The following is a 24,197-nucleotide window of genomic DNA, read 5'->3' on the forward strand; positions in this document are numbered from 1 at the left end:
GAGAAAGACAGAAGGGGACGCCAAACCATGCCATTGGGTATAATCATATTTTATGGTTATAGATAAATCCTGTGTATTTTGGAAAAGGAGGAATCATGATGGATCTGAGCAGACGTGACTTTCTGAAAGCCACTGGACTCAGCGGTCTCGCCGTGGCGCTCTCTGGACTCGGCCTCAACATGGCAAAGGTCCAGGCAGCAGCCAAGGAGTTCAAGCTCAAAGGGGCGCGCGAGTTTACCTCGATCTGCCACTTCTGTGCCTGTGGCTGCGGCGTCATTGGCTATGTCAAGGACGAAAAGCTCATCAACCTCGAAGGCGCGGTAGATAGTCCGATCAACCGCGGCGCACTCTGCAGCAAGGGTCTCGGCTACGGGCAGATCCCGAACTCGGACCAGCGCGCGACAAAGCCGCTCTACCGCGCACCGGGCAGCGACCACTGGGAGGAGATCTCGTGGGAAGAGGCCATCGATCGGAGCGCACGTGCGCTCAAGAAGGCGCGTGACGAGGGCTGGAAGCAGACGGAAGTCATCGACGGAAAGACCGTTGACGTGCACCGCACGGATGCAATCGGATTCGTCGGCGGCTCGCAGATCAACAATGAGGAGTGCTATCAGAACATCAAGATGGCGCGCGCACTCGGTGTCATCTACATCGACAATCAGACGCGCGTCTGTCACGCGACGACGCCGCCTGCGATGAATGCAGCGTTCGGCCGCGGCGCGATGACGAATCCGTGGGGCGACCTCAAGAACTCCAAGCTCATTTGGATCGAGGGTTCGAACCTCGCCGAATGTCATCCGATGGGGCTCAAGAACGTCATGAAGGCGAAGGAGAACGGCGCGACGATCGTTCACGTCGACATTCGCTACACGCGCACGTCGAAGATCGCTGATCACTTCTTCCAGCTTCGTCCGGGCACGGATATTGCCTTCCTCGGCGCACTCATCAACTATATCATCACGAACAAGAAGTACAACGAGGACTACATCCGCCGCAATACGAATGCCTGCTGCATCCTGCGCGACGACTACAAGCTGGAGGACGGCATTTTCTCCGGCTATGATCCGGAAAACCGCACCTACAACATGGAGACGTGGGGCTATGCGCTCGGACCTGACGGCAAGCCGCAGAAGGCGCAGGATCTCTTCGCGCCGAACACGGTCATGAGCCGCCTCAAGGAGCACTATTCGCGCTACACGCCGGAGCAGGCGTCTGCCATCACGGGCATGCCCGCCGAGGACATTCAAAAGGCGGCGGAGATCTTCTCCTCGCACAGCCCGACGGTCATGATGTACGCACTCGGCATGACGCAGCATACGATTGGCGTGCAGAACATCCGCTGCTTCACGATCCTGCAGCTCCTCATGGGCAATATCGGCGTGCCGGGCGGAGGCGTTGACGCGATGCGCGGGCAGCCGAACGTGCAGGCCTCGACGGACTTCGGCATCATGTACCAGTACTTCCCGGGCTACATCGCGTATCCGACGGAGAAGACGAACACGATGGAGTCGTGGACGAAGGTCTCGGGCACGCAGAATCGCCGGTGGCTCATCAACATGCTCAAGGCGTGGTTTGGCGACTACGCGACGGCGGAGAACGACTATGGATTTGGGCTCATCGGCGTCCGCAACAGCCACCACAACGATTCGATCTACGGCATGTTCGAGGACGCGTACCGCGGCACGGTCAAGTGCCTCTATCTCTGCGGACAGAACCCGCACGTCACGAACGCGAACGCGGGCATGGTGCACGACGGCATGTGCAAGATGGATACGGTCATCGCACAGGATATCTTCATCAATGAGACCGCCGAGTTCTGGAACCGTCCCGGCGACAATCCGAAGGACATCCAGACGGAGGTCATCTTTCTGCCGGCCTGCTCCTACCTCGAGCGCCGCGGCACGATCACGAACTCGATGCGCCTCATCCAGTGGCGCATGGAAGGGCCAAAGCCGCTCGGCGACTCGAAGCCGGACTACGAGATCAACAACCTGCTATGGCGCCGCATCGCCGAGCTATACAAGGATTCGACCGATCCGAAGGACGCGATCATCAAGCGCATCGACGCGACGTGGAACTACTCCGACGATCAGACGGTCGAGGATATCCTAAAGGAAATCAATGGCCGGGATCTTGCGACGGGACGCCTGCTCGCAGGCATTGGCGAGCTCAAGGACGACGGTTCGACGAGCGCCGGCATGTGGATCTACACGGGCGTCTACGGAAACGGCGAGCACCTCGCGCAGCGCCGCGGGCAGGAAGACGAAGGCGACATGGGGATCTACCCGAAGTTCGCCTTCGCTTGGCCGGACAACATCCGTATGATCTACAACCGCGCGTCGTGCGACGAGAACGGTCAGCCGGTCGATCCCGCGCATAAGATCGTTTGGTGGGATGCGGCGGAGAACCGTTGGAAGGGCTATGACCGCCCCGACGTCGGGAGCCTCACGGCTGCGCCTGGCACGCCGGGCGGCAACAGCCCATTCCGCATGACGGGCGAGGGCTACGCGCGTCTTTTTGCAGCGGACTACGCCGACCATAACCCGGACGGCACGACGCGCCTGCACTCCTACACGCCGGTCGATGGGCCTGTCCCCGAGTTCTACGAGCCGGTCGAGAGCCCGACGAAGAACGCGCTGCACCAAAACGAGCGCGCGCAGTTCAACCCGTGCGTCATCTATCCGCGCATGCCGGAGCGTCAGCGCATCGGCACGCCGGACGAATTCCCGTACGTGCTTTGCTCCTCAGGCATTGCCGAGCATTGGTGCGGCGGCACGGTCACGCGCAACATCCCGTGGCTCAACGAGCTCGTCAAGGAGCCGTTTGTCGAGATGAGCACCCAGCTTGCCGGCAAGCTCGGCGTCAAGGCGGGGGACAAGGTCAAGGTCAGCTCCGCGCGCAGCGAGGTCGTCGTCAAGGCGATGGTTACGGACCGCGCGAAGCCGCTTACGGTCAACGGTGCGGAGACGCACACGGTCTGGATGCCGTATAGTTGGGGATTCAAGGGACTCTCGAAGGGACCGAGCACGAATTACCTGACGATCGACGCGCTCGACCCGAATGTCAACGAGCAGGAGTTCAAGGCCTGCCTCGTCAACATCCAAAAGGCATGACAGCGTATCACTAGGTGATTTTTAGGAGACTTTTATGAAACAAGCCAGGAAATCCCCGATGGAGTCGTATTTGAAGGCGCATCCGTACTTGAAGGAAACGGCAGAGCTCTACCTCGCGATGGGGAAGGCAATCAAGGCGGCAGCAAAGCCGCTCGCGTTTCCCGCGCGCAAGGCGCTCGCCGAATTGGCAAAGGGAGCTTTCCCTGTCCTGCAGCAGTTTGGACTGCAGGCAGAGACCGTCAGGACGGCAGCTTCTACGCTTCCTGCAGCACTTGCGGCGCTTGCGAGGATTCCCGCGCCCTCTAAGATGCAGGACGCGCTCGCTGCGTGGGCGATTTGGGCAAAGCGTGCGAAGGCGGAAGAAAGGCAAGCGTTCTTCGACAATCTCCTGCGCCAAGAGGATCAGGAGATTCGGGATTTCGCTTCACGTGAGAAGCTCAGCGAGCCCATCCTTCGGACGGTCGGCTGGGCGATTCTCGCGGCGCTCGTGCCGGACGACGTGAAGTCGGCAGAGCTTTGGGAAGAAGTCGGTTGGCAGCATAACTACTGCCCCGTCTGTGGGCGAAAGCCCGTCATGGCACAGCTTCGCAAGGAAAAAGAGGGACGCGCACGCTTCCTCGCCTGCGACGGCTGCCATACGGTATGGCCGTATGCCCGCATCGGCTGCGCCTACTGCGGCAACAAGGATCTGAGGAAGATGCACATTCTTGAGCCGGAGGGCGAGGAATCGATGCGCCTCGACGTCTGCGACGTATGTCGTACGTACCTCAAAACCTATCAGAAAGAGGGCGAGGAGGACGTCTACCTGCACGACTGGGCCACGCTCCACCTCGATATGATTGGCGAAGAAAAAGGTCTCCGCAAAGAAGGAAGCGTCTTGCTCCCCAGTGAGTGAGCACGCGCCAGTTTCGTAACACCACGAAAGGAGAACAACCATGGCACAAGAAATTGCTATGTTGCACGATGTTGCACGGTGCAGCGCTTGCCGCGCGTGCATGGTCGCCTGCAAACAGTGGCATGACCTGCCTGCGGATATGTCGACCCCCTTCGAGGGGCAGTACCAGTCCCATAAAACGCTCACGCCGACGACATGGAACCTCATTCAGATGAATGAGCGTGTCGACAAGGAGGGAAAGCTCCACTGGGACTTCTCGAAGATCCAGTGCATGCACTGCGGCGATCCTGCCTGTGCGGACGGCTGCCCCGAGGATGCGATCGAGCGTCAGGACAACGGCTGCGTCGTCATCCATCAGGACAAGTGCGTCGGCTGCGGCTACTGCGCGATCAACTGCCCGTTCGGCGTCCCGAAGATCAACAAGGAAACGAACAAGTCGACGAAGTGCGACCTCTGCTACGACCGCATTGCAGAGGGCATGGAACCTGCCTGCTCAAAGACCTGCACGGCAGACGCCATCAACTTCGGCACGAAGGAAGAGATGCTCGCGCTCGCCCAGAAGCGACTGGATGGCCTGAAGCCCAATCATCCCGATGCGAACATCTACAACCCGGAAGGCGTCGGCGGCGTCCACATGCTCTACGTGCTTCCCGAAAAGCCAGAAGTCTACGGCTTCTTCAAGCCCGATGCGAAGACGCCGGCATCGATCGACGTCTGGAAGGATGTCGTGAAGCCGGTCGGACAGGTTGCGGCAGCCGCCGCCGTCGTCGGCGTGCTCGGCCTCGCTGCCATAAAAGGCATGTCGGGCGGCAAGAAAGGGGGAGAATGAGATGAGTGAAATTGTAAACAAGAAATACATCAAGCGCCACAAAAAGGGCTTTATCTATTTCCACTGGATCAACGCGATTTGCTTTGGCGTTCTCTTCCTCACGGGCCTTCCGCTTTGGGTGCACGCCCTAAAGCCTGTCTACGAGGCACTCGGTCCCGCGCACTTGCAGATCATCCACCGCATCTTTGCGGTCATCTTCATCGCAAACCCGATCATCGCATTGCTCTTCACGGCGCGTGAGGGCGTCGGCACGCTGATCCGCGAGATATTCCGCTTCGACGGCGACGATGTGAAATTCCTCGTGAAGTTCCCCGGCGAGCTCCTTGGCAAAGAGCCGGAGGGCATGCCGAAGCAAGGGTTCTACAACGGCGGCGAGCGCATGAACATCGCGCTTCAGATGCTCATTTGGCTCTGCCTCGTCGCTTCGGGACTCGTCATGTGGCTCGGCGGCGGCTTGATCGACAACAGCATCCGCGCTTGGATGATCCCGCTTCACAGCATTGCGGCGGGCATCGGCTTTGCTGCAGCGATCGGCCATATCTACCTCGCCATCGGCGTCAACCCGGATTCCTTCCAAGGCATGAAAGACGGCACGGTCAAGGCGAGCTACGCTGAGCACCATCATACGAAGTGGTGCGATGCGCTCGTCCGGAGCGGCAAGGTCTCGCAGGCCGAGCTCGATGAGGCGGTCAGGCACTGAGCCGACGGAGACAGCCACAGCGTATTTTCTGAGGAAATCCCTGCTTCGGCAGGGATTTTTTTTTATGCGCCGAATATTCTACATGGAATATAGTCCTTGATTTCGATGGTTCTTATCGTTTCGGTGCGAGGAAAGGAGGGAAGGCGTATGATTTGCAGGAAATGCGGCTGCCTCATTGAAAGGGGCGCGAAGACGTGCATGTTCTGCGGCGAGCCGGCAGAGGCCGGAAAAGAGGATCTCATCACGCGCGCAATGGGCGATGTGGAAGGCGCTTCGCGCGAGCTGCCGCCGCTCGTGCCGCTCGCGCCGCTTGCGCCCGTCCCCGCGACGCGCGAGGAAACGATCACAGAACTCCGGCGGCTGAAAAAATACTTCGCGCAGATCGACGGAACGTACGACGTGCTCGAAGATCTTTGGGCGAAAGAAACGGCTTGGAAAGAGCCGTCGCTGCTCCACTGGCTGATCGGCGGCGGGCTCGGCGCGGCACTTCTTTATGTTCTCATCGGAATCCATCTGCCGTACGCGTTCCTCTCGCTCTTCTTCATCGTTTGGGGCGCGATCACCGTCATGGGGTACGTCCGTGGTGGGCGCAGCTACGAAAAAGGGCGCTTGCAGTACGAACGCGATGTGCGCGTGCTTGAAAACGAGATTCGCGCCTACTACAACCGTGCCGACCGATGCTTCCTGCCGCTCGACTATACGGGGCAGGCCGTCCTGCGGGAGCTCATCGAAGGGCTCGACTCGGGGATGATCGCCTCGTTTGAGGACTATCGAATCAATCATTGAAGCGGAAGCGCGCGAAGTCACGCACAGCTGCGCGATCAGATCCGTTGGCATGGCTTGCCGGCGTTCCATTCGCGCCGGCAAAGGAGGATTTTCATGAGCAAGAAACCATTTTACATCACGACGCCGATCTACTATCCGAGTGCGAAGCTCCATATCGGGCACGCCTACTGCACGACGATTGCCGACAGCATCGCGCGCTACCATCGCCTCGCCGGCGACGACGTCTTCTTCCTGACGGGATCGGACGAGCACGGCCTCAAGATCCAGCAGTCTGCAGAGGCGGCGGGCATTACGCCGATCGCGTACACGGACAGGATCGTGGCGGGCTTTCAGAACCTTTGGAAACGCCTTCATATCAGCAATGACGACTTCATCCGTACGACGGAGGCGCGCCATGCGCGCGTCGTGCAGGAAATCTTCCGCCGCATCTACGAGAAGGGCGACATCTACAAGGGATCGTACAAGGGACTTTACTGCACGCCGTGCGAGAGTTACTGGACGGAGCATCAGCTCGACGAGAACGGCTGCTGCCCCGACTGCCATCGCCCTGTGCAGGAGGTATCGGAAGAGGCGTACTTCTTCAAGATGAGCAAGTACGCGGACCGCGTGCTCGCCCACATCGAGACGCATCCGGATTTCATCCAGCCCGTCTCACGCCGCAACGAGATGATCAATTTCATCAAGCAGGGACTCGAAGATCTCTGCATCTCGCGCACCTCGTTTGACTGGGGCATCCCCGTTCCAGGCGACGAGAAGCACGTCATCTATGTCTGGTTCGATGCGCTCACGAACTATTTGACGCCGATCGGGTTCCTCGATGACGCGGAGAAGTTCGCGAAGTTTTGGCCTGCCGACCTCCATCTCGTCGGCAAGGAAATCGTGCGTTTCCATACGATCATTTGGCCGTGCATCCTGATGGCACTGGATCTGCCGCTGCCGAAGAAAGTCTACGGCCACGGCTGGCTCATCGTCGACGGCGACAAGATGAGCAAGTCGAAGGGGAATGTCGTCGATCCGATTGGGCTCATTGACGAATTCGGCGCGGATGCGATCCGCTACTTCCTGCTGCGCGAAATCAACCTCGGACAGGACGGAAACTTCTCGCGTGATGCGCTCATCGCGCGCATCAATTCCGACCTCGCAAACGATCTCGGCAATCTTCTGCATCGCACGCTGAGCATGGCGCTGAAGTTCCAGGGTGGCATGCTCGCGGCGCCGGAGGGGGAGAGTGCGGCCGACCGAAGCCTCAAGGCCGATGCAGCGGATACGGTCGCGTTCTTCCGTGCGAATATGGAAGAGATGCAGCTTTCGGCAACCATCAAGAAGGTTTGGGCATTCATCAGCCGCGCGAACAAGTACATCGATGAGACGGCGCCGTGGGCGCTCGCGAAGGATCCCGCCAAAAAGCAGGAACTCGCGAACGTGCTCTACAACCTCGCCGAGGCGCTTCGCGTGATCGGCGTCCTCATCTCCCCGTTCATGCCCGAAACGGCAGCGCGCATTTGGAAGCAGCTTGCGCTGAAGGGCTTCGGCTCCGTGCAGCTTGCGGACATCGAGCCGTGGGGCGGCATCCCGGAAGGACATAAGATCGGCGTGCCCGAGCAGCTCTTCCCGCGCATCGAAACGGAAAAGGAGGAGGCTCCTGTGTGGGCAGGAAAAACGGTCGGGAAAGGGAAACAGCCCGAAAAGGGAGAAAGGGAAAGCGCGAGCGAAATCACGTTTGAGGAATTCCACAAGATCCAGCTCCGCGTCGTGCGCGTCCTTGACGCAGAGATCGTGCCAAAGACGGACAAGCTGCTGAAGCTCACCGTCGACCTTGGCGACGAACGCCGCCAGGTCGTTTCCGGCATCGCGCAGCACTACAAGCCGGAAGAACTCATCGGCAAGAACGTCGTCATGGTCGTCAACCTGAAGCCCGCAAAGCTGCGCGGCGTCGTCTCGCAGGGCATGATCCTCGCGGCGGCGCAGGGGGAGGATCTCAAGGTGCTCTCGGTCGATATGCCCATTGGCACGGAGGTGCGATGATGGCAGAGCTCGTCGACAGCCATACGCATCTCAACAGCACGAAGTTCCAAGACGATGTGGGCGAGACGATCGAGCGCGCGCATGCGGCGGGCGTCACGCGTCTCATCAATATGGGCGATACGCTTGCGTCTTCGGCGCGTGCCGTCGAGCTTGCAGCGCAGTACGGCACACGCGGCGTCTACGCCGCCGTCGGCATCCATCCGGAGGAAGCGTTTGAGCTCACTGGGAAGGAAGACGCGCAGCTCGCCGATTGGACGCGCGCGGAACATGTCGTCGCGATCGGCGAGATCGGGCTCGATTACTACTGGGAAAAGGACGAGGAACGGCGCGCGCTCCAGCGCCGCATCTTCGTGCGCCAGCTCGACCTCGCGCGCCAGCTCCACCTGCCTGTCTGCATTCATGACCGTGAGGCGCACGGCGATACGCTCGCGATTCTCAAAAAGGAAGGACGCGGCATCGAAGGCGTGCTTCACTGCTTTTCGGGCAGCCTCGAAATGGCTAAGGAGACGGTGAAGCTCGGCTACCATCTCGGCGTCGACGGACCGCTCACCTACAAAAATGCGGCGAAGCTTCCCGAAATCGTGCAGAAGATACCGCTCGAATGGCTGCTCGTCGAGACGGATGCGCCGTACATGACGCCCGTGCCATTTCGCGGCAAGCGGAATGAGCCCGCCTACGTGCGATACGTCGCAGAGAAGATGGCAGCGTTTCGCGGCATTCCGTTTGAGGCGGTTGCGGAGGCGACGACGGCGAATGCCGTGCGGCTCTATCATCTTGCGTGAAGTTCCGAAAAAGCCAAAAGTGGCGAGAGACTAGCTGAAAATGCCTCTCGCCACTTTTCGTTTCCCATTTTTCCATATAAAATTCAGCTAAAAGTGGGAGAATACCACCAGCAGTTCAAATGGACTGCTATTTGCCGCGTGAGGTTTCGCATGGGGAAAGGCGCGAGACTCTCACAAAATATCTGCCTTTAGGGGGGATTCAATGCGTTTGCAAACGCTTCTGCACGTCAAAAAAGCAAGGCAGGTGACGCTGTGTGCGACACTTTCCGCCATGATGCTTATGACGACGGGCTTTACGAGAGCCGGCGTTCCGACGGGGATGCAGCGCGTCGACGTTCGGGTCGACGGACGCACGATCACGACGACAACCGTATATGGAAATCCAAACGATATACTTGATCGCGTCGGCGTCAGGCTCGGCGCGGACGACACGTACGATCTGAAGAAAGTTGACGACAGGCGATCGGAGATTCTCGTGCATCGAGCCGTTCCCGTCACGATCGACTACGAAGGTACGAAGCGGAACGTCATGACGACGCGCAAGTCCGTCGCACAGGTGCTCCTCGATGCCGGCTATGCGCCGGAGGACATCGAAGTTACGAGCGGCATGGACGCGGACGTCGCAGAAAACATGACGATTGTGGTACGTGACAGCGAGGCGAAGCGGAAGGCTGTCGAGCTCGCGCGCCAGCAGGAACTCGAGCGCCAGCGCGCTGCGATGGTCGAGACTTCGCGCGGCATGCAGCGCTACAGCGCCGCATACATGATGGAAGCGACCGCGTACCTTCCGAATGACGGCGGCGGCAGCGGCGTCACGGCCTCGGGCATGATGGCGCAGCGCGGCGTCGTCGCCGTCGACACGGACGTGATCCCGCTCGGAACGCGCCTCTACATTCCCGGCTACGGCGAGGCGATTGCCGGTGACACGGGCGGCGCGATCAGCGGCAACCGCATCGACCTCTGCATGGAGGACTACGGCGAAGCGATTCAGTTCGGACGCCGCGATGTGACGGTTTACGTTTTGGAATGAATTGACATAGATAAAGGAGGCACCCAGTCGGGGCGCCTCCTTTTGCGTTTAGTTCTTTTTGATGACAGCAGGGGTGCCGTCCGCTTCGGCGCGCTCGATGAGGCGCTTCAGCCGTTCGATGTTTTTCTTATGGCGATCGATGGCAAATCCGATGCGCGTGTGCTCCTCTTCGGTGAAAACCGGATTTTCGTACGATGCCTCGATGCGCGAAAGGCGCGCTTCGACGGTTTTCAGCTCGTCCTCAAGCGGGCGCTTGTGCGCGAGCGCGAAGCCGTAGACACCACGAATCTGATCCTCGACGTAGGTGGCATATCCGGGTTCGCCCGACGCTGCTTCGAGCCACTTCGCGACGTGGTAGATGATATCGTAAGGGCTTTCGGCGCGATGGATCATGTCGAGCATTTCCATTTTGATCTGCTGCTCGCGGCCATGCGGCTCATGGCGCACATCGGGCTGATTCGGTTTCGTTGTTTCTTCGCTCATGCTCATACCTCCTCGTGACCATTATAGCAGAATTTCCCAAGGGGTCTACGCCGAATCGCATGGGCATGCGTGCCATGCGCAAATGCTTGCGGCGCAGCCTTTCGGGCAGAACCGTTTCCAGGCATCGCCTGCCGGTTGAAGGTTTGCGCTTTCCATGCTATAATAGCGTATGGTTTTATCTCGCCCGGCATAGGCTGGGCGTCATTTTTTACCGCGGAAAAGAGGAAGAAAGCACGTGGCAGAGAGCAGGGCCGAGCGCCTTTGGACGCCGGAATTTTTGAGCATGGGCGGGACGAATTTTCTCGTCTTCCTATCACAGTACGTCATGGTCGCGGCACTGCCGGTCTTTATCATGGATTCGCTCGGCGGCGGCGAGATGGAGGCAGGGCTCGCGATGACTTTCTTCCAGGCGGGCACCGTTTTCTGCCGCCCGTTCGCAGGACGTCTCATCGATGGCGTCAACAAGCGGCACCTGATGCGTGCGGCAACGGCGCTCTTCCTGTTCATCATGATCGGTTTTGACCTCTTTCATACGGAAGAGGGACTCTACGGACTGCGCTTTGCGCACGGCGTAGCCTTTGCCATTGTGACGACGGCGGCAGCGGCGATGGCGGCGATGGTCCTGCCGCTCACGAAGAAGGGAACGGGCATCGGATACTTTGCGCTCTCGACGAATCTTGCAATGGTCGTCGGCCCGTTTATCGGGCTCGTGCTCATCGGAAACCTCGGCGCGGAGGCCTTTTTCGCCTTTATGATCGGCATCGGCGTCCTCACGCTCCTCCTTGCCAATGCACGCCGCCTGCCCGATGAGGTCGTCCTGCCCGCCAGAAAACGGGAGGGCGTGCATCTTTCGGATTTCGTCGCAAAGGAGGCGATCCCGCCATCCTTGATCGGCGGTCTTGTGTTCTTCGCCTACGGCGGTATCATCACATTCATTCCACTCTATGCAAAAAGTCTCGGCCTTTCGAGCGAGACGAGTATTTTCTTCGCTGTTTTTGCCGCCGTCATCGTGCTCACGCGCCCCGTTGTCGGACGCATCTTCGACGCGCACGGCGCGGACTTTACGGTATATCCCGGCTATATCTTCTTTGCGGTCGGCATGATTGTTTTCAGCCAGGCTGCGGGCGTCATTGGGCTCCTCGTCGCTGCCGCCATGCTCGGCGTCGGCTTTGGCGCGCTGAGTCCTGCATTTCAGACCATGGCGGTGCGCAGCGTGCCGCTTGCGCGGAGCGGCGTCGCGACGGCGACGTACTTCTGGTCGCTCGACATCAGCGTCGGGCTCGCTGCCGTCCTGCTCGGCTTCGTCGTTTCGGCGCTCGGCTACGCGATGCTCTACGGCATCGTGGGCGTTGCCGTCATCGTCTTCTCTGCGCTCTGCTACTTCCTGTGGCGCCGATTGCGTGCGGGCGGGACGAAAGCCGCATGAAACAAAGGAAAAATGTGGTGCGGCGAAGCAAGGAAGAGCAGCGGAGCTATACGATGTCGCGCATACGCGGCGCGGACACCCGCCCGGAGAAGCTGCTCCGCAAAGCCCTTTGGCACGCAGGGCTGCGCTATCGGAAAAATTGGCGTGCGCTTCCCGGAACGCCGGACATTGCACTGACGAGACAAAAAATCGCCATCTTCGTCGATGGCGATTTTTGGCACGCGCACGGGCATGAAAAAAATCCCGGCGAGCAGGTGAAAGGGAACGCTCCTTACTGGAAAAAGAAGCTCACACGCAACGTCGAGCGCGACCGCGAGACGAAGGACGCGCTCACCGAGCTGGGCTGGCTCGTCCTGCGCTTTTGGGAGAGCGAGGTGAAGAAGGACCTTGACGCCTGCGTCGCGCGCGTGCTCGCCTATGCGAGGTGAAGGGCGGAGCATCCTGCGAGCCTTTGCCCGTCTTGGGCGATTGGGTGGACTGCTTTGGCAAATGAGGAGAGCAAGATGAGCATGATAAATGGAACTTGCGAATCGGATGCGCAGGATATTGCGATTGGCAAAGTAACCGTCTCACCGCATGGCGAGCATGATGATGCCGCCGATGGTGGGCAGGGCGACGATGGCGGCTTTCAGCACGGGGCGCGGCGCGAGGTGCGTGGCCTTCGCGCCGAACCATGCGCCGATCATGAGGCCGAGGAGTGTCTGGAAGAAGATCGCCATGTCGAGGCGGCCGTTTGCGAGGTAGCCGAGGCCGCCTGCGGCGGAGATCGGCAGGATGACCATCATGCAGGTGCCGATGGTCTCAAGGAGCGGCACGCCGAAGACGACCATGAGCGCAAGCTGGATGTAGGCGGCGGCGCCGATGCCGAATGCGCCGGCTAGAAAGCCGTTTGCGATACCGATGAGGATGCCGTAGACCCAAAGCTTTTGCCCCGTGAGCAGGGTATGGCGCACGGGAAAGTGCGCGCTGAGCCATGCGCTGTGGTAGATTTTGACGTAGAGGATGACGGCGCTTGATAGGATCATAATCGCCGTCATGAGACTCAGGATCCGTGCGGGCATGATGTTCGAGACGTTCGCGCCGAGGATCGAGCCGATTGCGCCGCCCGCGCCGAGGATCGCGCCTGTTTTTACGATGACTTCGTGCTGACGGAAGTGGCTGATGGCACCTGAGAGCGTCGTGAAGACCATCGAGGCGAGCGCGACGGCGAGCGCCGTATGGATCGGAACGCCGAAGCCGACGGTCAGAAGCGTGATGACGACGCCCGCGCCGCCTGCGCCGACAAAGCCGATGAACGCGCCGAGTGCGAGCATGGATAAAAACAGCATGACAGGCTCCTTTCCGAGCATCAAACAGAAAAAGCCAAGACAAAGTCTTGGCTCAAATTGCATGGTGACACCTATGGGATTCGAACCCATGAACCCGGCGTGAGAGGCCGGTGTCTTAACCGCTTGACGAAGGCGCCAAAGTCTTAGCAACGACATCTATTATATTATATCTCGTTGAGGTTGGCAAGACTTTTTTTGAGGCGTTCAAGGGAGACGTTCCTGCCGAGCAGCGTGAGGATTTCCGTTGCGCCGCCGGGGGTCACGGCCTTTCCTGCTGCTGCAATGCGCAGCACCCACATCGCAAGCCCTTTCTTGATGCCCGTCTTCTCGATGTAGGCGTTGAGCTTTTCGTAGAGTGCGGCATTGTTCCAGTCGTCGTCGCTGACCGTCTCGAGCAGGCCGATCATGGCGGGGAGAAGCTCCTTCGCCTTTTCCGGCGTGGCTTTGTTGCGCTTGTTCGTGTAAAGCGCGGCGTCGAATGCGGGCTGGCTGGTGAGAAACGCGATTTCCTGCGGCAGCTCAGAAAGGTGCGTGATGCGCGTCTTCAGGAGCGTGCAGAGCGTCGCGTAAGCCGATTCGAGATATTCGGGCAGGTCGCCGAAGTAGGGGCGCGCGAGCTTTTGGAATGCCTCGTCCTCCATCGCCTTCAGGTACTCGCCGTTGATCCAGCCGAGCTTTGCGTAGTCGAATACCGCTGGCGACTTCGAGAGCCCATCGAGGCGGAATGCTTCGATGAGTTCGTTCATCGAGAAGATCTCCTGGTTCGTCGTTTTTGGATTCCAACCGAGGAGTGCGACGTAGTTCGTGATGGCCTCGGGGAGGTAGCCTGCCTTTACGAGGTCTTCAAAGCTCGTCGCGCCGTGGCGCTTCGATAGCTTCGAGATGCTGCCGTCCTCGTTCTTGCCCATGACGGGCGCGAGGTGGATGAAGGTCGGCACATCCCAGCCAAAGCTTTCGTAGAGCAGGATGTACTTCGGGGTCGAGGTGATGAACTCCGCGCCGCGCATGATGTGCGTGATGCCCATGAGGTGATCGTCGATGACGTTGGCGAAATTGTACGTCGGCATGCCGTCGCGCTTTAAGAGGACTTGATCCTCAAGCTCCGCGTTTTGGATCGTGATGCTGCCGTGGAGCACGTCGAAGAACGTCGTCGCGCCTGTCAGCGGCATTTTTTGGCGGATGACGTAAGGGTCGCCTGCCGCGAGGTGCGCGTCGATGACGTCCTGCGGGAGATCGCGGCACGTGCGGTCATAGCCGCTGAATTCGCCTGCTGTGTGATCCTCCTCTGCGCAGAAGCAGTAGTAAGCGTGCCCGCTTTTTACGAGCTCCTCTGCGTATTTCTTGTAGAGATCCGTGCGCTCGCTCTGCACGTACGGCCCGCAGTCGCCGCCGAAGCCCGGCCCTTCGTCGGGATGGATGTGCGCGAGATCGAGCGTGCGGCGGATGAAGTCGACGGCATCCGCGACGTAGCGGCTGCGGTCGGTGTCCTCGATGCGCAGGATGAAGTCACCATGCTGCGCCTTCGCGTAGAGGTAGCCGTAAAGCGCCGTGCGCAGGTTTCCGATGTGCATGTAGCCCGTCGGGCTCGGAGCGAAACGGGTGCGAACTTTCTGCTCTGCCAAGATAAGATTCCTCCTAATAGACCAATACGATTTTCTTCATTATAGCGCGGTTGTTCGAAATTAGCTACAGGCAAGCAGGAAAAGAAAAGGTTGCCTAGACCTTTGAAATATGTATAATAAGGGATAGGACATATAGGAAATATGTGAATCTGATATAGGAAAGTCATATCCGAAGAGAGAGGATCGTTCATGGAAATCAAAGACATGCGCGCGTTTTATGCGATTGTCGAAGAAGGAAATATCAGCCATGCGGCGCAGCGGCTCGATATCGCGCAGCCGGCGCTCTCGCGGCAGATGAAGCGGCTTGAGATGTCGCTCGGCGTGCAGCTCTTCGAGCGCGGCAGCAGGCGCATCCGCCTGACGGACGCAGGAAGCGCGCTCTACGCGCGCGTCGAGCACATTCTCGGCATGGTCGACGGCACGGTGCGCGAGATCACGGAAATCGGCTCCGGTGTCGCAGGCTCGGTGCGCATCGGCACGATCACGACGTCGGGGGCAATGCTCCTGCCGGAACTCATCACGGAGTTTCACAACCGCTACCCGCGCGTGACGTACCAGATTTGGGAAGCGGAAGGCGCGCGCATCATGGAACTCCTCGACAACCATGTCATCGAGATCGGCATTACGCGCACGCAGGTCGATGCAAAGGGCTACGACTCTATCGTGCTGCCGAATGAGCCGCTCGTCGTCATCATGGACCGCACACACGAGATTGGGCGTGCAGCGGATACGGTGCGGCTCACGGAACTCATGGATGCATCGCTCATTATCCCGCTTCGCTGGAAGAGCGTTTTCGTCACAAATTGCCGCAAGGCGGGCTTCGATCCGAACGTGGTCTGCGTCAGTGACAGCATCGTGCAGGATCTCCTGCTCGTGAAGATGGGCGTCGGGGCGGCGCTCCTGCCTGTTTCCTCGAAGACGCTCTTGACGGACGGCAACCTCATCTGCAAGCGCCTCGTCGAGCCGGAGATGCGCACGCATACGGTCGTCGCGTGGCTCAAGAACCACACGCTCTCCTCGTCGTGCGAGCGCCTCATACGCCTCTTTCGCGAGCTTTATATACAAAGAAAACCATGAAAGAACCAATAAAAAAACGCAAAAAAATACGTAAAAATCAGAGGCTTTTAATATTTTCATGATAATATGGATGCGATACAACGGATTTTGTTTTTTATCGTATATCCTTATCGTATATATTGTATGTTTAGGAGGAATTATTCGATGTCAGAACCCATTCGGATTTTTATTGTGGAGGATGAACGCCGCATCGCCCGTTTTTTGCAGATCGAGCTGGAGCATGAGGGCTTTTCGACGGAGATCGAGGAGGACGGGGCACGCGCATTTGAACGTCTCATGCAGGAGAGCTACGATCTCATCCTGCTCGATGTCATGCTGCCCGGCATGGATGGCATCACGATCTGCAAGCGCGTGCGCGAGGTATCGGATGTGCCGATCATCATGCTGACGGCAAAGGATGAGGTCGAAGACAAGGTCAACGGACTCGACTGCGGCGCGGATGACTACATGACGAAGCCGTTTGCGATGCAGGAGCTTCTCGCGCGCATCCGCAATGCGATGCGCCGCCATACGACGACGGATCATCTGCCGATCGATGAGAAGCTGCAGATCAGCGATCTCATCATGTACCCGGCACGCTACGAAGTGCAGGTCGGCACGGAACCCGTGCAGCTCACGCGCAAGGAGTTCTCCCTCCTCGAATTCATGCTGCGCAACAAGCGGCGCGTGCTTTCGCGCGATCAGATCCTTCAGCAGGTTTGGGGCTACGACTACAGCGGGGACACGAATGTCGTCGACGTTTATATTCGCTATCTGCGCGCTAAGATCGACGAACGTTTCCAAAAGAAATACATCTACACGATCCGCGGCGTAGGCTATGCGGTCAAGGATTGAGACGATCGGGCGCAGGGCTTGGATCTTTTTCGATCACGTGACGCAGATGCGCATCTCGGTCAAGATCACGCTTCTCTACGCCGCGATTCTCTTTATCGTGCTCCTGATCACGAGCGGCATTATGGGACTCGGGATCTACTTCTCGTTTTACCATCAGGCCGAGGTCGATATCACGTTCTGCATGGAGCGTATGAACGAGCGCCTTAAGACACAGCCGAACCTTCGCGATGTGCTGTCGCAGGACGATGCGCTCCTGCCGGGCGTCGTGCTGCGCGTGACGGATATGACGGGAAAGGTCGTCATGGAAAATGACATCATCTACCCGACGCTTCAGTCCATCGCGGAGCACAAGGTCATCAATCCGCCGATTTGGGCGAATCCCAATATGGAGGTCTCGGAATTTCCGCACCTTACGATCTACCATGCACAGGCCGATGTGTGGAGCGAAGGAAGGATGTACCGCGTCCACTTCCTGAAGACGATCACGGCGGATAAAAACTTTCTCGATAACTTGCAAAAGATCCTCTTTATCATCTTGCTGATGGGACTCGTGCTCGCCCTTTTGACAGGCTACGCGATGAGCAAGCGCATCCTGCATCCGATCCGCGCGATGATCCTCGCGACACGCAAGATCGAAGTCGAACGCCTCAATCATCGCATTGCCGTGCCGCCCGTGCACGATGACCTGCGAGAGCTCGCGGAGACGTTCAACCATATGCTCGATCGCCTTGAGACCGGCTTCAAGCAGCAGCAGCGTTTCGTCTCCGATGCCTCGCATGAGCTTCGGACACCGGTCACGGTCATCCTCGGCTACTCCGATATGCTCTCGCGCTGGGGACGCTCGGATGAAAACGTGCTGGAGGAGGGAATCGAATCGATTCGCTCCGAGGCGGAAGACATGCAGCAGCTCATTGAAAAACTGCTTTTCCTCGCGCGTGCCGACCAAAATCGGCAGGTGCTTCATAAGGAGCGCGTCAATCTCGCGAAACTCTTGCGCGATACGGCTCGCAAGCTCCAGCTCGTCACGAAGACGCACGGGATCACGCTCCTCAAAAATGACGAAGGGACAATCTTTGCCGATCGCGTGATGATTCTTCATATGATCCGCATTTTCCTCGAGAACAGCATCAAGTACACGCCGGAAGGCGGCCATATCACGATCGCTTCCGTGCGCTCGGCAGATGGGAAATCGATCGAGGTGACACTTGCCGACGACGGGATCGGCATCGCAAAGGAAGACCAGGAGAAGATCTTCATGCGGTTCTACCGCGTCGATGCGTCGCGGACGAAGAAGGCGGGGAGTCCCGGCGGCACGGGGCTCGGTCTTTCAATCGCCCGCTGGATCGCCGATCAGCACGGCATCGCGATACGCCTCGAAAGCGAGCTCGGCGCGGGCACGAAGATTCATCTCACGGTTCCGCTTGTGGGCGAAGCGGATCGTGCTGCCGCAGATGCGGAAGAAAAAACGGAAAGCAGCGCATAGGGCGTTCCTCTATGCGCTGTTTTTTGTGCCTTGTGGCGAATGGGCGGGATTTGCTATAATGATCTTGTCTTTGGGACTTGTGAGGTGAGGGCATGATCAAAATTATTTTTTCAGACATGGATGGGACGCTGCTCGACGCAAATGGGAACGTGCCGGATGGATTTGCCGAAGTGGCAGCCGATCTGGCGCGGCGCGGCGTGCTTTTCGCCCCGTCTTCCGGTCGGCAGTACGATTCCCTGCGCGACAGTTTCGCGCCGTTTCCGCAGGATTTTCTCTACCTCGCGGAAAATGGGACGGTCGTCAAGCACAAGGATAAGCTCGTATTTCGCAGCCTGATGGATAAGGGCATTGCGGAAGAGATTCTCGCACGCGTCGAGCAGATGCCGGAAATCTACGGCGTCTTTTGCGGCACGAAGAGCGGCTATGTGCGCGAAGATGAATACGTTCCTGGCTTTCGGGACGAACTTCACCAATATTACACGAACACGACGGAGCTCCCCACGCTTCGCGACGTGCCGGACGAACCCGTCAAGGTATCGGTCTACGATCCGACGGGGCATGCCGATACGAGGATCTATCCCTACTTGAAGGAATTTGAGGATCGGGTGCAGGTCGTGCTCGCGAGCAAGAACTGGCTTGATGTCATGCGATTTGGCGCCAATAAGGGGGCAGCGGTGCGCGCCGTGCAGGAACGCTTCGGCATCGCGCCGGACGAATGTGCGGCGTTTGGCGATTACCTCAATGACACGGAAATGATGGGCGCGGTCACGTATAGCTTCGCGATGGCGAACGCACATCCGAAAATCAAGGAAATCGCACGCTACGAAACGGCGAGCAACGTGGACGGCGGCGTGCTGAAAGGCATTCGCCGCCTCATGGAAGAAGGGCTGATCCGATGAGATGTGATTACCACATGCACTTTGAAAAGGGGGCGTATGACGAGAATTGGGCCGAGGGGTTCTTCGATGCGGCGAAGAAGCGCGGGCTCGGCGAGATCGGCATCTCGGAGCACAGCCATACATTCCCCGAGTTCGAGCCGCTCTACTATGAGAATCTGATCCTGGATGACAGCTTTGTCGGCTCCTTTCAGAAGAAGTGGCTCAAGACGAACAAGTTCAAGTATACGATCGACGAATACTTCGCGTTCATGCGTCGCCTGCAAAAGAAGCACGCCGTCAAGATCGGCATCGAGGTCTGCAATTTCCAGGATCAGAAGGCCGTCGCGCAGATCCTTCGCCGCTATCCGTTTGACTACATCATCGGATCGGTTCACTTCCTGCACGGCTGGGCGTACGACTCCGCCGAGATCAAGTCGGAGTGGGCGAATCATCCGCTCGAAGAACTGTACGGCTGGTACGCCGAGGAAGTCGAAAAGCTTGCGGCGTCAGGGCTCTACGACGTGCTCGGACATCCGTTCAACATACGCCTCTTCAAGAATATTCCCGACTTCGATGTGCGTCCGTACCTTGAGCGCGTCGCGAAGGCGATGCGCGCGGCAGACATGGTGGTCGACGTCAATACGGGCACGCGCTACCGCTACCCGATCAAGGAGATTTCGCCCTATGCGGACTTTATGCGGGTCGCGGCGAAGTACGATCTGCCGATCATCACCACGTCCGATGCGCATCAGCCCGAAGACTGCGGTCGATACAACGCGGAAGCGGTCGATTATGCGAAGTCGTTCGGCTACGAGGGAACGATCCGATTCGATGGAAGAAAACGCGCATTTGAGCCGTTCGATCCGTGAGGGAGTTGCGCTCTGCCGGTTTGCTGCATCATGTCGTGCGATAGGATAAAAAATATACGAAACGCTTGACAATAGTAGGACGATTGTCTATACTATAACTAAGGAATGGGAGCAGGATTCAAGAGTTCCTTTCTGAAGGAAGTGTTGGTTCTGTATGAGGCAATAGTGACGTTACGGACGTGGCGTCGCATGATTGTCTAGCTAGACCCCGCAACCGCGCAGGACAAACACAAAACCTGCAGCAGCTCATGCGATGAGACCGCTGGAGAAAACTTGGTTTTCTCGTATATCTTCTTGGTATATCGCTCGAAGCTGTGATCGTGCGAGGAGAGATGATCATGATGGTGCTGCTTCTGCGCGAATGTGTACAGCCGCGTGCTCGCGTATGAAAGACAGCTTGCAAGGGGTAGCGGACTTGATGGTCGTAGATGGCCGCCGCTGCTTGCCATGAGATGGTCGACCTTTCTCAAGCTGACCGCAAGTCGAATGGGTGTAAGGTAGTAGCGATTTAGCTCGATAGCCGTATGAATGTGCGGAGCTGCCGAAATCGCCCGTAACGCATTTATTGCAAAGTAAAGGGCATCGCTTATGCGATGCCCTTTTGCTTGGCCTTTTTTAGTGTTTCATCTGAGACGGCGCTTTCGGGATGTCGAGCTCGACAGCCATGACCGCCTCTGCGCGCTTCCGCATGTCGGCAGACGATATGCGCGACCAAACCTTCTGAACGGTTTTTTTGAATGCGTCGCCGGCCGGTTCGTCGACCGACTCATTCTCGACGTAGTCGCGCAGGACGTACTGGAATCCCTCGTTCATCGGAACGTCGCGCTGGGCAAGCAGGATCCGAAGGTTCGAGTCGACGAGGTAGAGATGCAGGATGCCTTCATCGAGACTCTTGCCCGTCGGCTGATGCTCCGCAGGGATTGCGTGCAGGGAGAGCGGGGCGTCGCCCCAGCCCTCCTTGAATATGCCGTCGATCTGGTAGAGCAGGAAGAGGATGCCGTTCTCCTTGTAGAGCGCAAACTCCATCGCACCCGTACGAAATGCCTCATGTGCGATCACGTCGGTATGGGCGAGCTGCAGGATGAACATCGTGCCGTTCGCGTCGACTTGAAAAAGTCCGCCGTCTCCTTGCTCGTGGATGGCCAAGGGGAATGTTTGTCCGATTTCAAAACGCGTGTAGTTGCTCATGCCTCTCCTTAGCGAGCACAGTAGCTTCCACAGCCGCGGCGTGGGCCGCAGTAACCGTAATCGCTGCCAGAGCTTGTGTAGCAGCTTGCGGACGAATCGCAGTAGCCGCTGTCATTCGGCTGGCAGTACGCATCCGACTGTGCCGCATAAGTCGGCACGGCGATTGCGATGAGAACACCAAGAATAAGCAATACTTTTTTCATTGTAATCTCTCCATTCGATTTTTTTCCTATTATACCATAGTTCGGAATAAAAGAAAATGTACGCATAACTTTTTTTTCTTGGCAGGAAGATTTGCGCAAGAACCGAATAGGATAGGGGAGCAGAGAAGACACAAGGCAATCGATTCAAATGGAGAGGAATGCGATATGAAGATTTTGGTCACGGGCGCTACGGGACAGCTTGGACATGACTGCGTGCTCGCGCTGCGGGAGCGCGGCCATGAAGTGCGCGGCGTATCGAGCCGCGAATGCCCCTTGACAGACGAGCGAGCGGTGCACTCCTGCATCGAGGCATTCCGTCCGAACGCCGTGATCCACGCTGCCGCATATACGGCGGTCGACAAAGCGGAGGATGAGCCTGCGCTTTGCATGGCGGTCAACGCAACGGGCACGGAGCACGTTGCCGCCGCCTGCCGTGCGGCAGGCGCGACGCTTCTCTACATCAGCACGGACTACGTGTTCCCCGGGACGGGCACGGCGGCGTACGAGGTCGGTGCGGAGAAAGGACCGCTGAATGTCTACGGCAAGTCGAAGCTCGCGGGCGAGGAAGCCGTCATGCGCCTTTGCCCGCAGTCGTTCATCGTGCGCATTTCATGGGTTTTTGGCATAGGCGGCAAGAATTTCATTCGCACGATGCTGAAGCTCGCCGAGACGCATGAGGAGGTTTCCGTCGTCGACGACCAGGTCGGATCGCCCACCTACACGCGCGACCTTTCCAATTTGCTCGCCGATATGATCGAGACGCGCCGCTTTGGCATCTACCATGCGACGAATGAAGGCTTTTGTTCGTGGGCGGAGGTCGCGGCAGAGGCCTTCCGGCAGGCGGGCAGGAAGACGCGCGTCATTCCCGTCCCTTCGACGGCGTATCCGACGAAGGCGAAGCGTCCGCGCAATTCGCGCCTCAAGAAGGATTCCCTCGACCGCGCGAATTTTTCGCGGCTGCCGCGATGGAAGGACGCAATCGGGCGCTACCTCATCGAGCTAAGCGAAGCGCGCGGATTGGATGGAGCGGACTGAGCGCATCGCGCGGATCAGGCGTCCGCGCATGGCACGCGTGCCCGCATTTGGCGCATGCCCAGGATCGGGCAGGCCGAAAAATCCAGTGCCACGCTTGCACGGGCAGATTGTTTGGTGTATACTAACAAGCGTACTTTATCCGTATGCAATAGACAGTCTGTAAGGAGGATTCTTATGTTTAGGACCATCGGGCGAAAGTACCGGGAAACCGCTCTCATCAAGCTCATTGCTGTCGGACTCATCGTCGGCATCATCATCGCGCTCGTTTTCCCCGGTGCAGTGCCCGTCATTTCGATTTTCGGCGATCTCTTCGTCCGTGCGCTCAAAGGCGTCGCACCGATTCTCGTCTTCGTGCTCGTCATGAATGCCATGGCGCAGAAGAACGCCGATGCGAGCGCATCGATGAAGCCAATCGTGCGCCTCTATATCGTCGCGACGTTCATCGCGTCGCTCGTCGCCGTCGGTTTCTCGTTCGCGTTTCCGACCATGCTTCACCTGCAGGTTGCGGACGCGCATCTCGCACCGCCGTCCGGCATCGCAGAGGTGCTTCACAACCTCATCATTTCCATCGTCGACAACCCGATCCATGCGATTGCAACGGCGAACTATATCGGCATCCTCGCATGGGCGCTGCTCTCCGGCATCGCGCTCCACGCGGCGAAGGATTCGACGAAGGAAATGATCCTGGATCTTGCGAAGATGGTCACGAAGCTCGTCCACTGGGTCATTCGCTTCGCTCCGTTCGGCATCATGGGACTTGTCGCGAGTTCCATCGAGCAGAACGGCATCGATGCGCTCATCGGCTACGCGCGCATTCTCGGCGTGCTGCTTGGCGCGTTCTTCTCGGTCGCGCTCATCATGAACCCGATCATCGTCTACCTGCACATCCATCGCAACCCGTATCCGCTCGTTTGGGTGACGCTTCGTGAAAGCGGGCTCTACGCGTTCTTTACGCGCAGTTCGGCGGCGAATATCCCCGTCAACCTATCGCTTTGCAAGCGTCTCGGGCTCAATCCGGATACGTACTCGATCTCGATCCCGCTCGGCGCGACGATCAACATGAGCGGTGCCGCGATCACGATCGCGGTGCTCTCGCTCGCTGCTGCGCATACGCTCGGCATTTCCGTCGACTTGCCGACCGCGCTCCTGCTCTGCATCATCGCGACCGTCGGTGCCTGCGGCGCATCGGGCGTTGCGGGCGGCTCGCTGCTGCTCATCCCCGTCGCCTGCGCGTCGTTCGGCATTTCGAACGACATCGCGATGCAGGTCGTCGGCGTCGGCTTCATCATCGGCGTGTTGCAGGATTCGTGCGAGACGGCGCTCAATAGCTCGAGCGACGTTCTCTTCACGGCGACAGCGGAATACGCCGAGCGCGCGAAGGAGGGCACGCTCCGAGCCGAGGACATGGTGCCGCATAATTAAAATCGCCAATCGCTGCATTGGACTATTGAAATGGGAAATGCCCTCCCGTTCCGCTGGAACAGGAGGGTGTTTTGCATGGTGCGTTCGTCCACGCAATAAACGTGGCTCACCTTGTGCGGAACGTGTCCCATGCGTCCTAACCGGCATGCGTTTCTTTCCATTCCTTATAATCAGTCTATATGGCAGCAT

22 protein-coding genes and 1 tRNA gene are annotated in these 24,197 nt (G+C 58.5%); 17 read left to right on the top strand and 6 right to left on the bottom strand.

Going from position 1 to position 24,197, the window contains the following annotated elements; translation table 11 throughout:
• Positions 1-98 precede the first annotated feature (98 nt).
• The 8 genes from fdnG to HMPREF1985_RS04670 all read left to right on the top strand — a co-directional run bounded on the left by fdnG (position 99) and on the right by HMPREF1985_RS04670 (position 10,160).
• A complete protein-coding gene (gene fdnG, locus HMPREF1985_RS04635) occupies positions 99-3,113 on the top strand; it encodes a formate dehydrogenase-N subunit alpha (protein WP_040637104.1) in 3,015 nt (1,004 codons plus the stop codon).
• A gap of 34 nt (positions 3,114-3,147) precedes the next feature.
• Positions 3,148-4,008 (top strand): formate dehydrogenase accessory protein FdhE, encoded by an 861-nt coding sequence (locus HMPREF1985_RS04640; RefSeq protein WP_021771337.1) that lies wholly within the window; start codon positions 3,148-3,150, stop codon positions 4,006-4,008.
• Between the two features lie 40 nt (positions 4,009-4,048).
• The gene (locus HMPREF1985_RS04645) at positions 4,049-4,837 is read left to right on the top strand and encodes a 4Fe-4S dicluster domain-containing protein (RefSeq protein WP_040637106.1); all 789 of its coding nucleotides are present in this window, start codon (positions 4,049-4,051) and stop codon (positions 4,835-4,837) included.
• 1 nt (position 4,838) lies between these two features.
• Positions 4,839-5,537 carry a formate dehydrogenase subunit gamma gene (locus tag HMPREF1985_RS04650; protein WP_021771339.1) on the top strand — a complete coding sequence of 233 codons (699 nt, stop codon included), beginning with the start codon at positions 4,839-4,841 and terminating at the stop codon, positions 5,535-5,537.
• A 147-nt stretch (positions 5,538-5,684) separates the two neighbouring features.
• Positions 5,685-6,323, top strand: a complete 639-nt coding sequence (locus HMPREF1985_RS04655) for a zinc ribbon domain-containing protein (RefSeq protein ID WP_040637107.1) — start codon at positions 5,685-5,687, stop codon at positions 6,321-6,323.
• A gap of 93 nt (positions 6,324-6,416) precedes the next feature.
• Complete coding sequence (metG, locus tag HMPREF1985_RS04660; RefSeq protein ID WP_021771343.1) at positions 6,417-8,348, top strand: methionine--tRNA ligase; 1,932 nt, start codon at positions 6,417-6,419, stop codon at positions 8,346-8,348.
• Positions 8,345-9,130 (top strand): TatD family hydrolase, encoded by a 786-nt coding sequence (locus tag HMPREF1985_RS04665; protein WP_021771344.1) that lies wholly within the window; start codon positions 8,345-8,347, stop codon positions 9,128-9,130. Before metG ends, HMPREF1985_RS04665 begins: the two co-directional genes overlap by 4 nt.
• Before the next feature lie 202 nt (positions 9,131-9,332).
• Entirely contained in the window at positions 9,333-10,160 is an 828-nt protein-coding gene (locus HMPREF1985_RS04670; protein ID WP_021771345.1) for a 3D domain-containing protein, read from the top strand.
• A gap of 48 nt (positions 10,161-10,208) precedes the next feature.
• Here HMPREF1985_RS04670 and HMPREF1985_RS04675 read toward each other — a convergent pair whose 3' ends face one another.
• Positions 10,209-10,649, bottom strand: a complete 441-nt coding sequence (locus HMPREF1985_RS04675) for a hypothetical protein (protein ID WP_021771346.1) — start codon at positions 10,647-10,649, stop codon at positions 10,209-10,211.
• A 229-nt stretch (positions 10,650-10,878) separates the two neighbouring features.
• Here HMPREF1985_RS04675 and HMPREF1985_RS04680 point away from each other — a divergent pair, with 229 nt between their 5' ends.
• Positions 10,879-12,069 (top strand): MFS transporter, encoded by a 1,191-nt coding sequence (locus HMPREF1985_RS04680; RefSeq protein WP_021771347.1) that lies wholly within the window; start codon positions 10,879-10,881, stop codon positions 12,067-12,069.
• Positions 12,066-12,497 (top strand): very short patch repair endonuclease, encoded by a 432-nt coding sequence (locus HMPREF1985_RS04685; RefSeq protein WP_021771348.1) that lies wholly within the window; start codon positions 12,066-12,068, stop codon positions 12,495-12,497. The genes HMPREF1985_RS04680 and HMPREF1985_RS04685 overlap by 4 nt, the downstream gene beginning before the upstream one ends.
• Positions 12,498-12,638: 141 nt before the next feature.
• On the opposite strand, the gene HMPREF1985_RS04690 is transcribed toward HMPREF1985_RS04685, so the two are convergent.
• From HMPREF1985_RS04690 to gltX, 3 genes are all read right to left on the bottom strand, one after another.
• Positions 12,639-13,397 carry a sulfite exporter TauE/SafE family protein gene (locus HMPREF1985_RS04690; protein WP_040637249.1) on the bottom strand — a complete coding sequence of 253 codons (759 nt, stop codon included), beginning with the start codon at positions 13,395-13,397 and terminating at the stop codon, positions 12,639-12,641.
• A 62-nt stretch (positions 13,398-13,459) separates the two neighbouring features.
• Positions 13,460-13,534: transfer RNA gene (locus HMPREF1985_RS04695), tRNA-Glu, on the bottom strand.
• A 27-nt stretch (positions 13,535-13,561) separates the two neighbouring features.
• Positions 13,562-15,019 carry a glutamate--tRNA ligase gene (gltX, locus tag HMPREF1985_RS04700; RefSeq protein WP_040637108.1) on the bottom strand — a complete coding sequence of 486 codons (1,458 nt, stop codon included), beginning with the start codon at positions 15,017-15,019 and terminating at the stop codon, positions 13,562-13,564.
• 189 nt (positions 15,020-15,208) lie between these two features.
• On the opposite strand from gltX, the gene HMPREF1985_RS04705 reads away from it, so the two are divergent.
• From HMPREF1985_RS04705 to HMPREF1985_RS04725, 5 genes are all read left to right on the top strand, one after another.
• Positions 15,209-16,096: a LysR family transcriptional regulator gene (locus HMPREF1985_RS04705; RefSeq protein ID WP_021771351.1), complete on the top strand. Its 888-nt coding sequence runs from the start codon at positions 15,209-15,211 to the stop codon at positions 16,094-16,096.
• A gap of 144 nt (positions 16,097-16,240) precedes the next feature.
• Positions 16,241-16,930 carry a response regulator transcription factor gene (locus HMPREF1985_RS04710; RefSeq protein WP_040637109.1) on the top strand — a complete coding sequence of 230 codons (690 nt, stop codon included), beginning with the start codon at positions 16,241-16,243 and terminating at the stop codon, positions 16,928-16,930.
• Between the two features lie 46 nt (positions 16,931-16,976).
• A complete protein-coding gene (locus tag HMPREF1985_RS04715) occupies positions 16,977-18,413 on the top strand; it encodes a sensor histidine kinase (RefSeq protein ID WP_040637250.1) in 1,437 nt (478 codons plus the stop codon).
• 92 nt (positions 18,414-18,505) lie between these two features.
• On the top strand, positions 18,506-19,312 hold the full coding sequence (locus HMPREF1985_RS04720) for a Cof-type HAD-IIB family hydrolase (protein ID WP_021771354.1): 807 nt from the start codon (positions 18,506-18,508) through the stop codon (positions 19,310-19,312).
• On the top strand, positions 19,309-20,160 hold the full coding sequence (locus HMPREF1985_RS04725; protein WP_021771355.1) for a histidinol-phosphatase: 852 nt from the start codon (positions 19,309-19,311) through the stop codon (positions 20,158-20,160). Before HMPREF1985_RS04720 ends, HMPREF1985_RS04725 begins: the two co-directional genes overlap by 4 nt.
• 615 nt (positions 20,161-20,775) lie before the next feature.
• Here HMPREF1985_RS04725 and HMPREF1985_RS04730 read toward each other — a convergent pair.
• Both HMPREF1985_RS04730 and HMPREF1985_RS04735 read right to left on the bottom strand, forming a co-directional pair.
• A complete protein-coding gene (locus tag HMPREF1985_RS04730; protein ID WP_021771356.1) occupies positions 20,776-21,348 on the bottom strand; it encodes a hypothetical protein in 573 nt (190 codons plus the stop codon).
• Positions 21,349-21,356: 8 nt separating this feature from the next.
• Positions 21,357-21,551 carry a hypothetical protein gene (locus tag HMPREF1985_RS04735; protein WP_040637110.1) on the bottom strand — a complete coding sequence of 65 codons (195 nt, stop codon included), beginning with the start codon at positions 21,549-21,551 and terminating at the stop codon, positions 21,357-21,359.
• 165 nt (positions 21,552-21,716) lie between these two features.
• Here HMPREF1985_RS04735 and rfbD point away from each other — a divergent pair, with 165 nt between their 5' ends.
• Both rfbD and sstT read left to right on the top strand, forming a co-directional pair.
• Positions 21,717-22,586 carry a dTDP-4-dehydrorhamnose reductase gene (gene rfbD, locus HMPREF1985_RS04740; protein WP_021771358.1) on the top strand — a complete coding sequence of 290 codons (870 nt, stop codon included), beginning with the start codon at positions 21,717-21,719 and terminating at the stop codon, positions 22,584-22,586.
• A gap of 174 nt (positions 22,587-22,760) precedes the next feature.
• Complete coding sequence (gene sstT / locus HMPREF1985_RS04745) at positions 22,761-24,008, top strand: serine/threonine transporter SstT (protein WP_021771359.1); 1,248 nt, start codon at positions 22,761-22,763, stop codon at positions 24,006-24,008.
• The last annotated feature ends 189 nt before the right edge of the window (positions 24,009-24,197 follow it).

This window comes from Mitsuokella sp. oral taxon 131 str. W9106 (genome assembly GCF_000469545.1).
GTDB lineage: Bacteria > Bacillota > Negativicutes > Selenomonadales > Selenomonadaceae > AWVT01.

Bases quoted from the DNA above. Each gene is read 5' to 3' on its own strand.
- fdnG (WP_040637104.1), top strand. From the start codon at position 99: ATGGATCTGAGCAGACGTGACTTTCTGAAAGCCACTGGACTCAGCGGT.
- HMPREF1985_RS04640 (WP_021771337.1), top strand. From the start codon at position 3,148: ATGAAACAAGCCAGGAAATCCCCGATGGAGTCGTATTTGAAGGCGCAT.
- HMPREF1985_RS04645 (WP_040637106.1), top strand. From the start codon at position 4,049: ATGGCACAAGAAATTGCTATGTTGCACGATGTTGCACGGTGCAGCGCT.
- HMPREF1985_RS04650 (WP_021771339.1), top strand. From the start codon at position 4,839: ATGAGTGAAATTGTAAACAAGAAATACATCAAGCGCCACAAAAAGGGC.
- HMPREF1985_RS04655 (WP_040637107.1), top strand. From the start codon at position 5,685: ATGATTTGCAGGAAATGCGGCTGCCTCATTGAAAGGGGCGCGAAGACG.
- metG (WP_021771343.1), top strand. From the start codon at position 6,417: ATGAGCAAGAAACCATTTTACATCACGACGCCGATCTACTATCCGAGT.
- HMPREF1985_RS04665 (WP_021771344.1), top strand. From the start codon at position 8,345: ATGATGGCAGAGCTCGTCGACAGCCATACGCATCTCAACAGCACGAAG.
- HMPREF1985_RS04670 (WP_021771345.1), top strand. From the start codon at position 9,333: ATGCGTTTGCAAACGCTTCTGCACGTCAAAAAAGCAAGGCAGGTGACG.
- HMPREF1985_RS04675 (WP_021771346.1), bottom strand. From the start codon at position 10,649: ATGAGCATGAGCGAAGAAACAACGAAACCGAATCAGCCCGATGTGCGC.
- HMPREF1985_RS04685 (WP_021771348.1), top strand. From the start codon at position 12,066: ATGAAACAAAGGAAAAATGTGGTGCGGCGAAGCAAGGAAGAGCAGCGG.
- HMPREF1985_RS04690 (WP_040637249.1), bottom strand. From the start codon at position 13,397: ATGCTGTTTTTATCCATGCTCGCACTCGGCGCGTTCATCGGCTTTGTC.
- HMPREF1985_RS04705 (WP_021771351.1), top strand. From the start codon at position 15,209: ATGGAAATCAAAGACATGCGCGCGTTTTATGCGATTGTCGAAGAAGGA.
- HMPREF1985_RS04710 (WP_040637109.1), top strand. From the start codon at position 16,241: ATGTCAGAACCCATTCGGATTTTTATTGTGGAGGATGAACGCCGCATC.
- HMPREF1985_RS04715 (WP_040637250.1), top strand. From the start codon at position 16,977: ATGCGCATCTCGGTCAAGATCACGCTTCTCTACGCCGCGATTCTCTTT.
- HMPREF1985_RS04720 (WP_021771354.1), top strand. From the start codon at position 18,506: ATGATCAAAATTATTTTTTCAGACATGGATGGGACGCTGCTCGACGCA.
- HMPREF1985_RS04725 (WP_021771355.1), top strand. From the start codon at position 19,309: ATGAGATGTGATTACCACATGCACTTTGAAAAGGGGGCGTATGACGAG.
- HMPREF1985_RS04730 (WP_021771356.1), bottom strand. From the start codon at position 21,348: ATGAGCAACTACACGCGTTTTGAAATCGGACAAACATTCCCCTTGGCC.
- HMPREF1985_RS04735 (WP_040637110.1), bottom strand. From the start codon at position 21,551: ATGAAAAAAGTATTGCTTATTCTTGGTGTTCTCATCGCAATCGCCGTG.
- rfbD (WP_021771358.1), top strand. From the start codon at position 21,717: ATGAAGATTTTGGTCACGGGCGCTACGGGACAGCTTGGACATGACTGC.
- sstT (WP_021771359.1), top strand. From the start codon at position 22,761: ATGTTTAGGACCATCGGGCGAAAGTACCGGGAAACCGCTCTCATCAAG.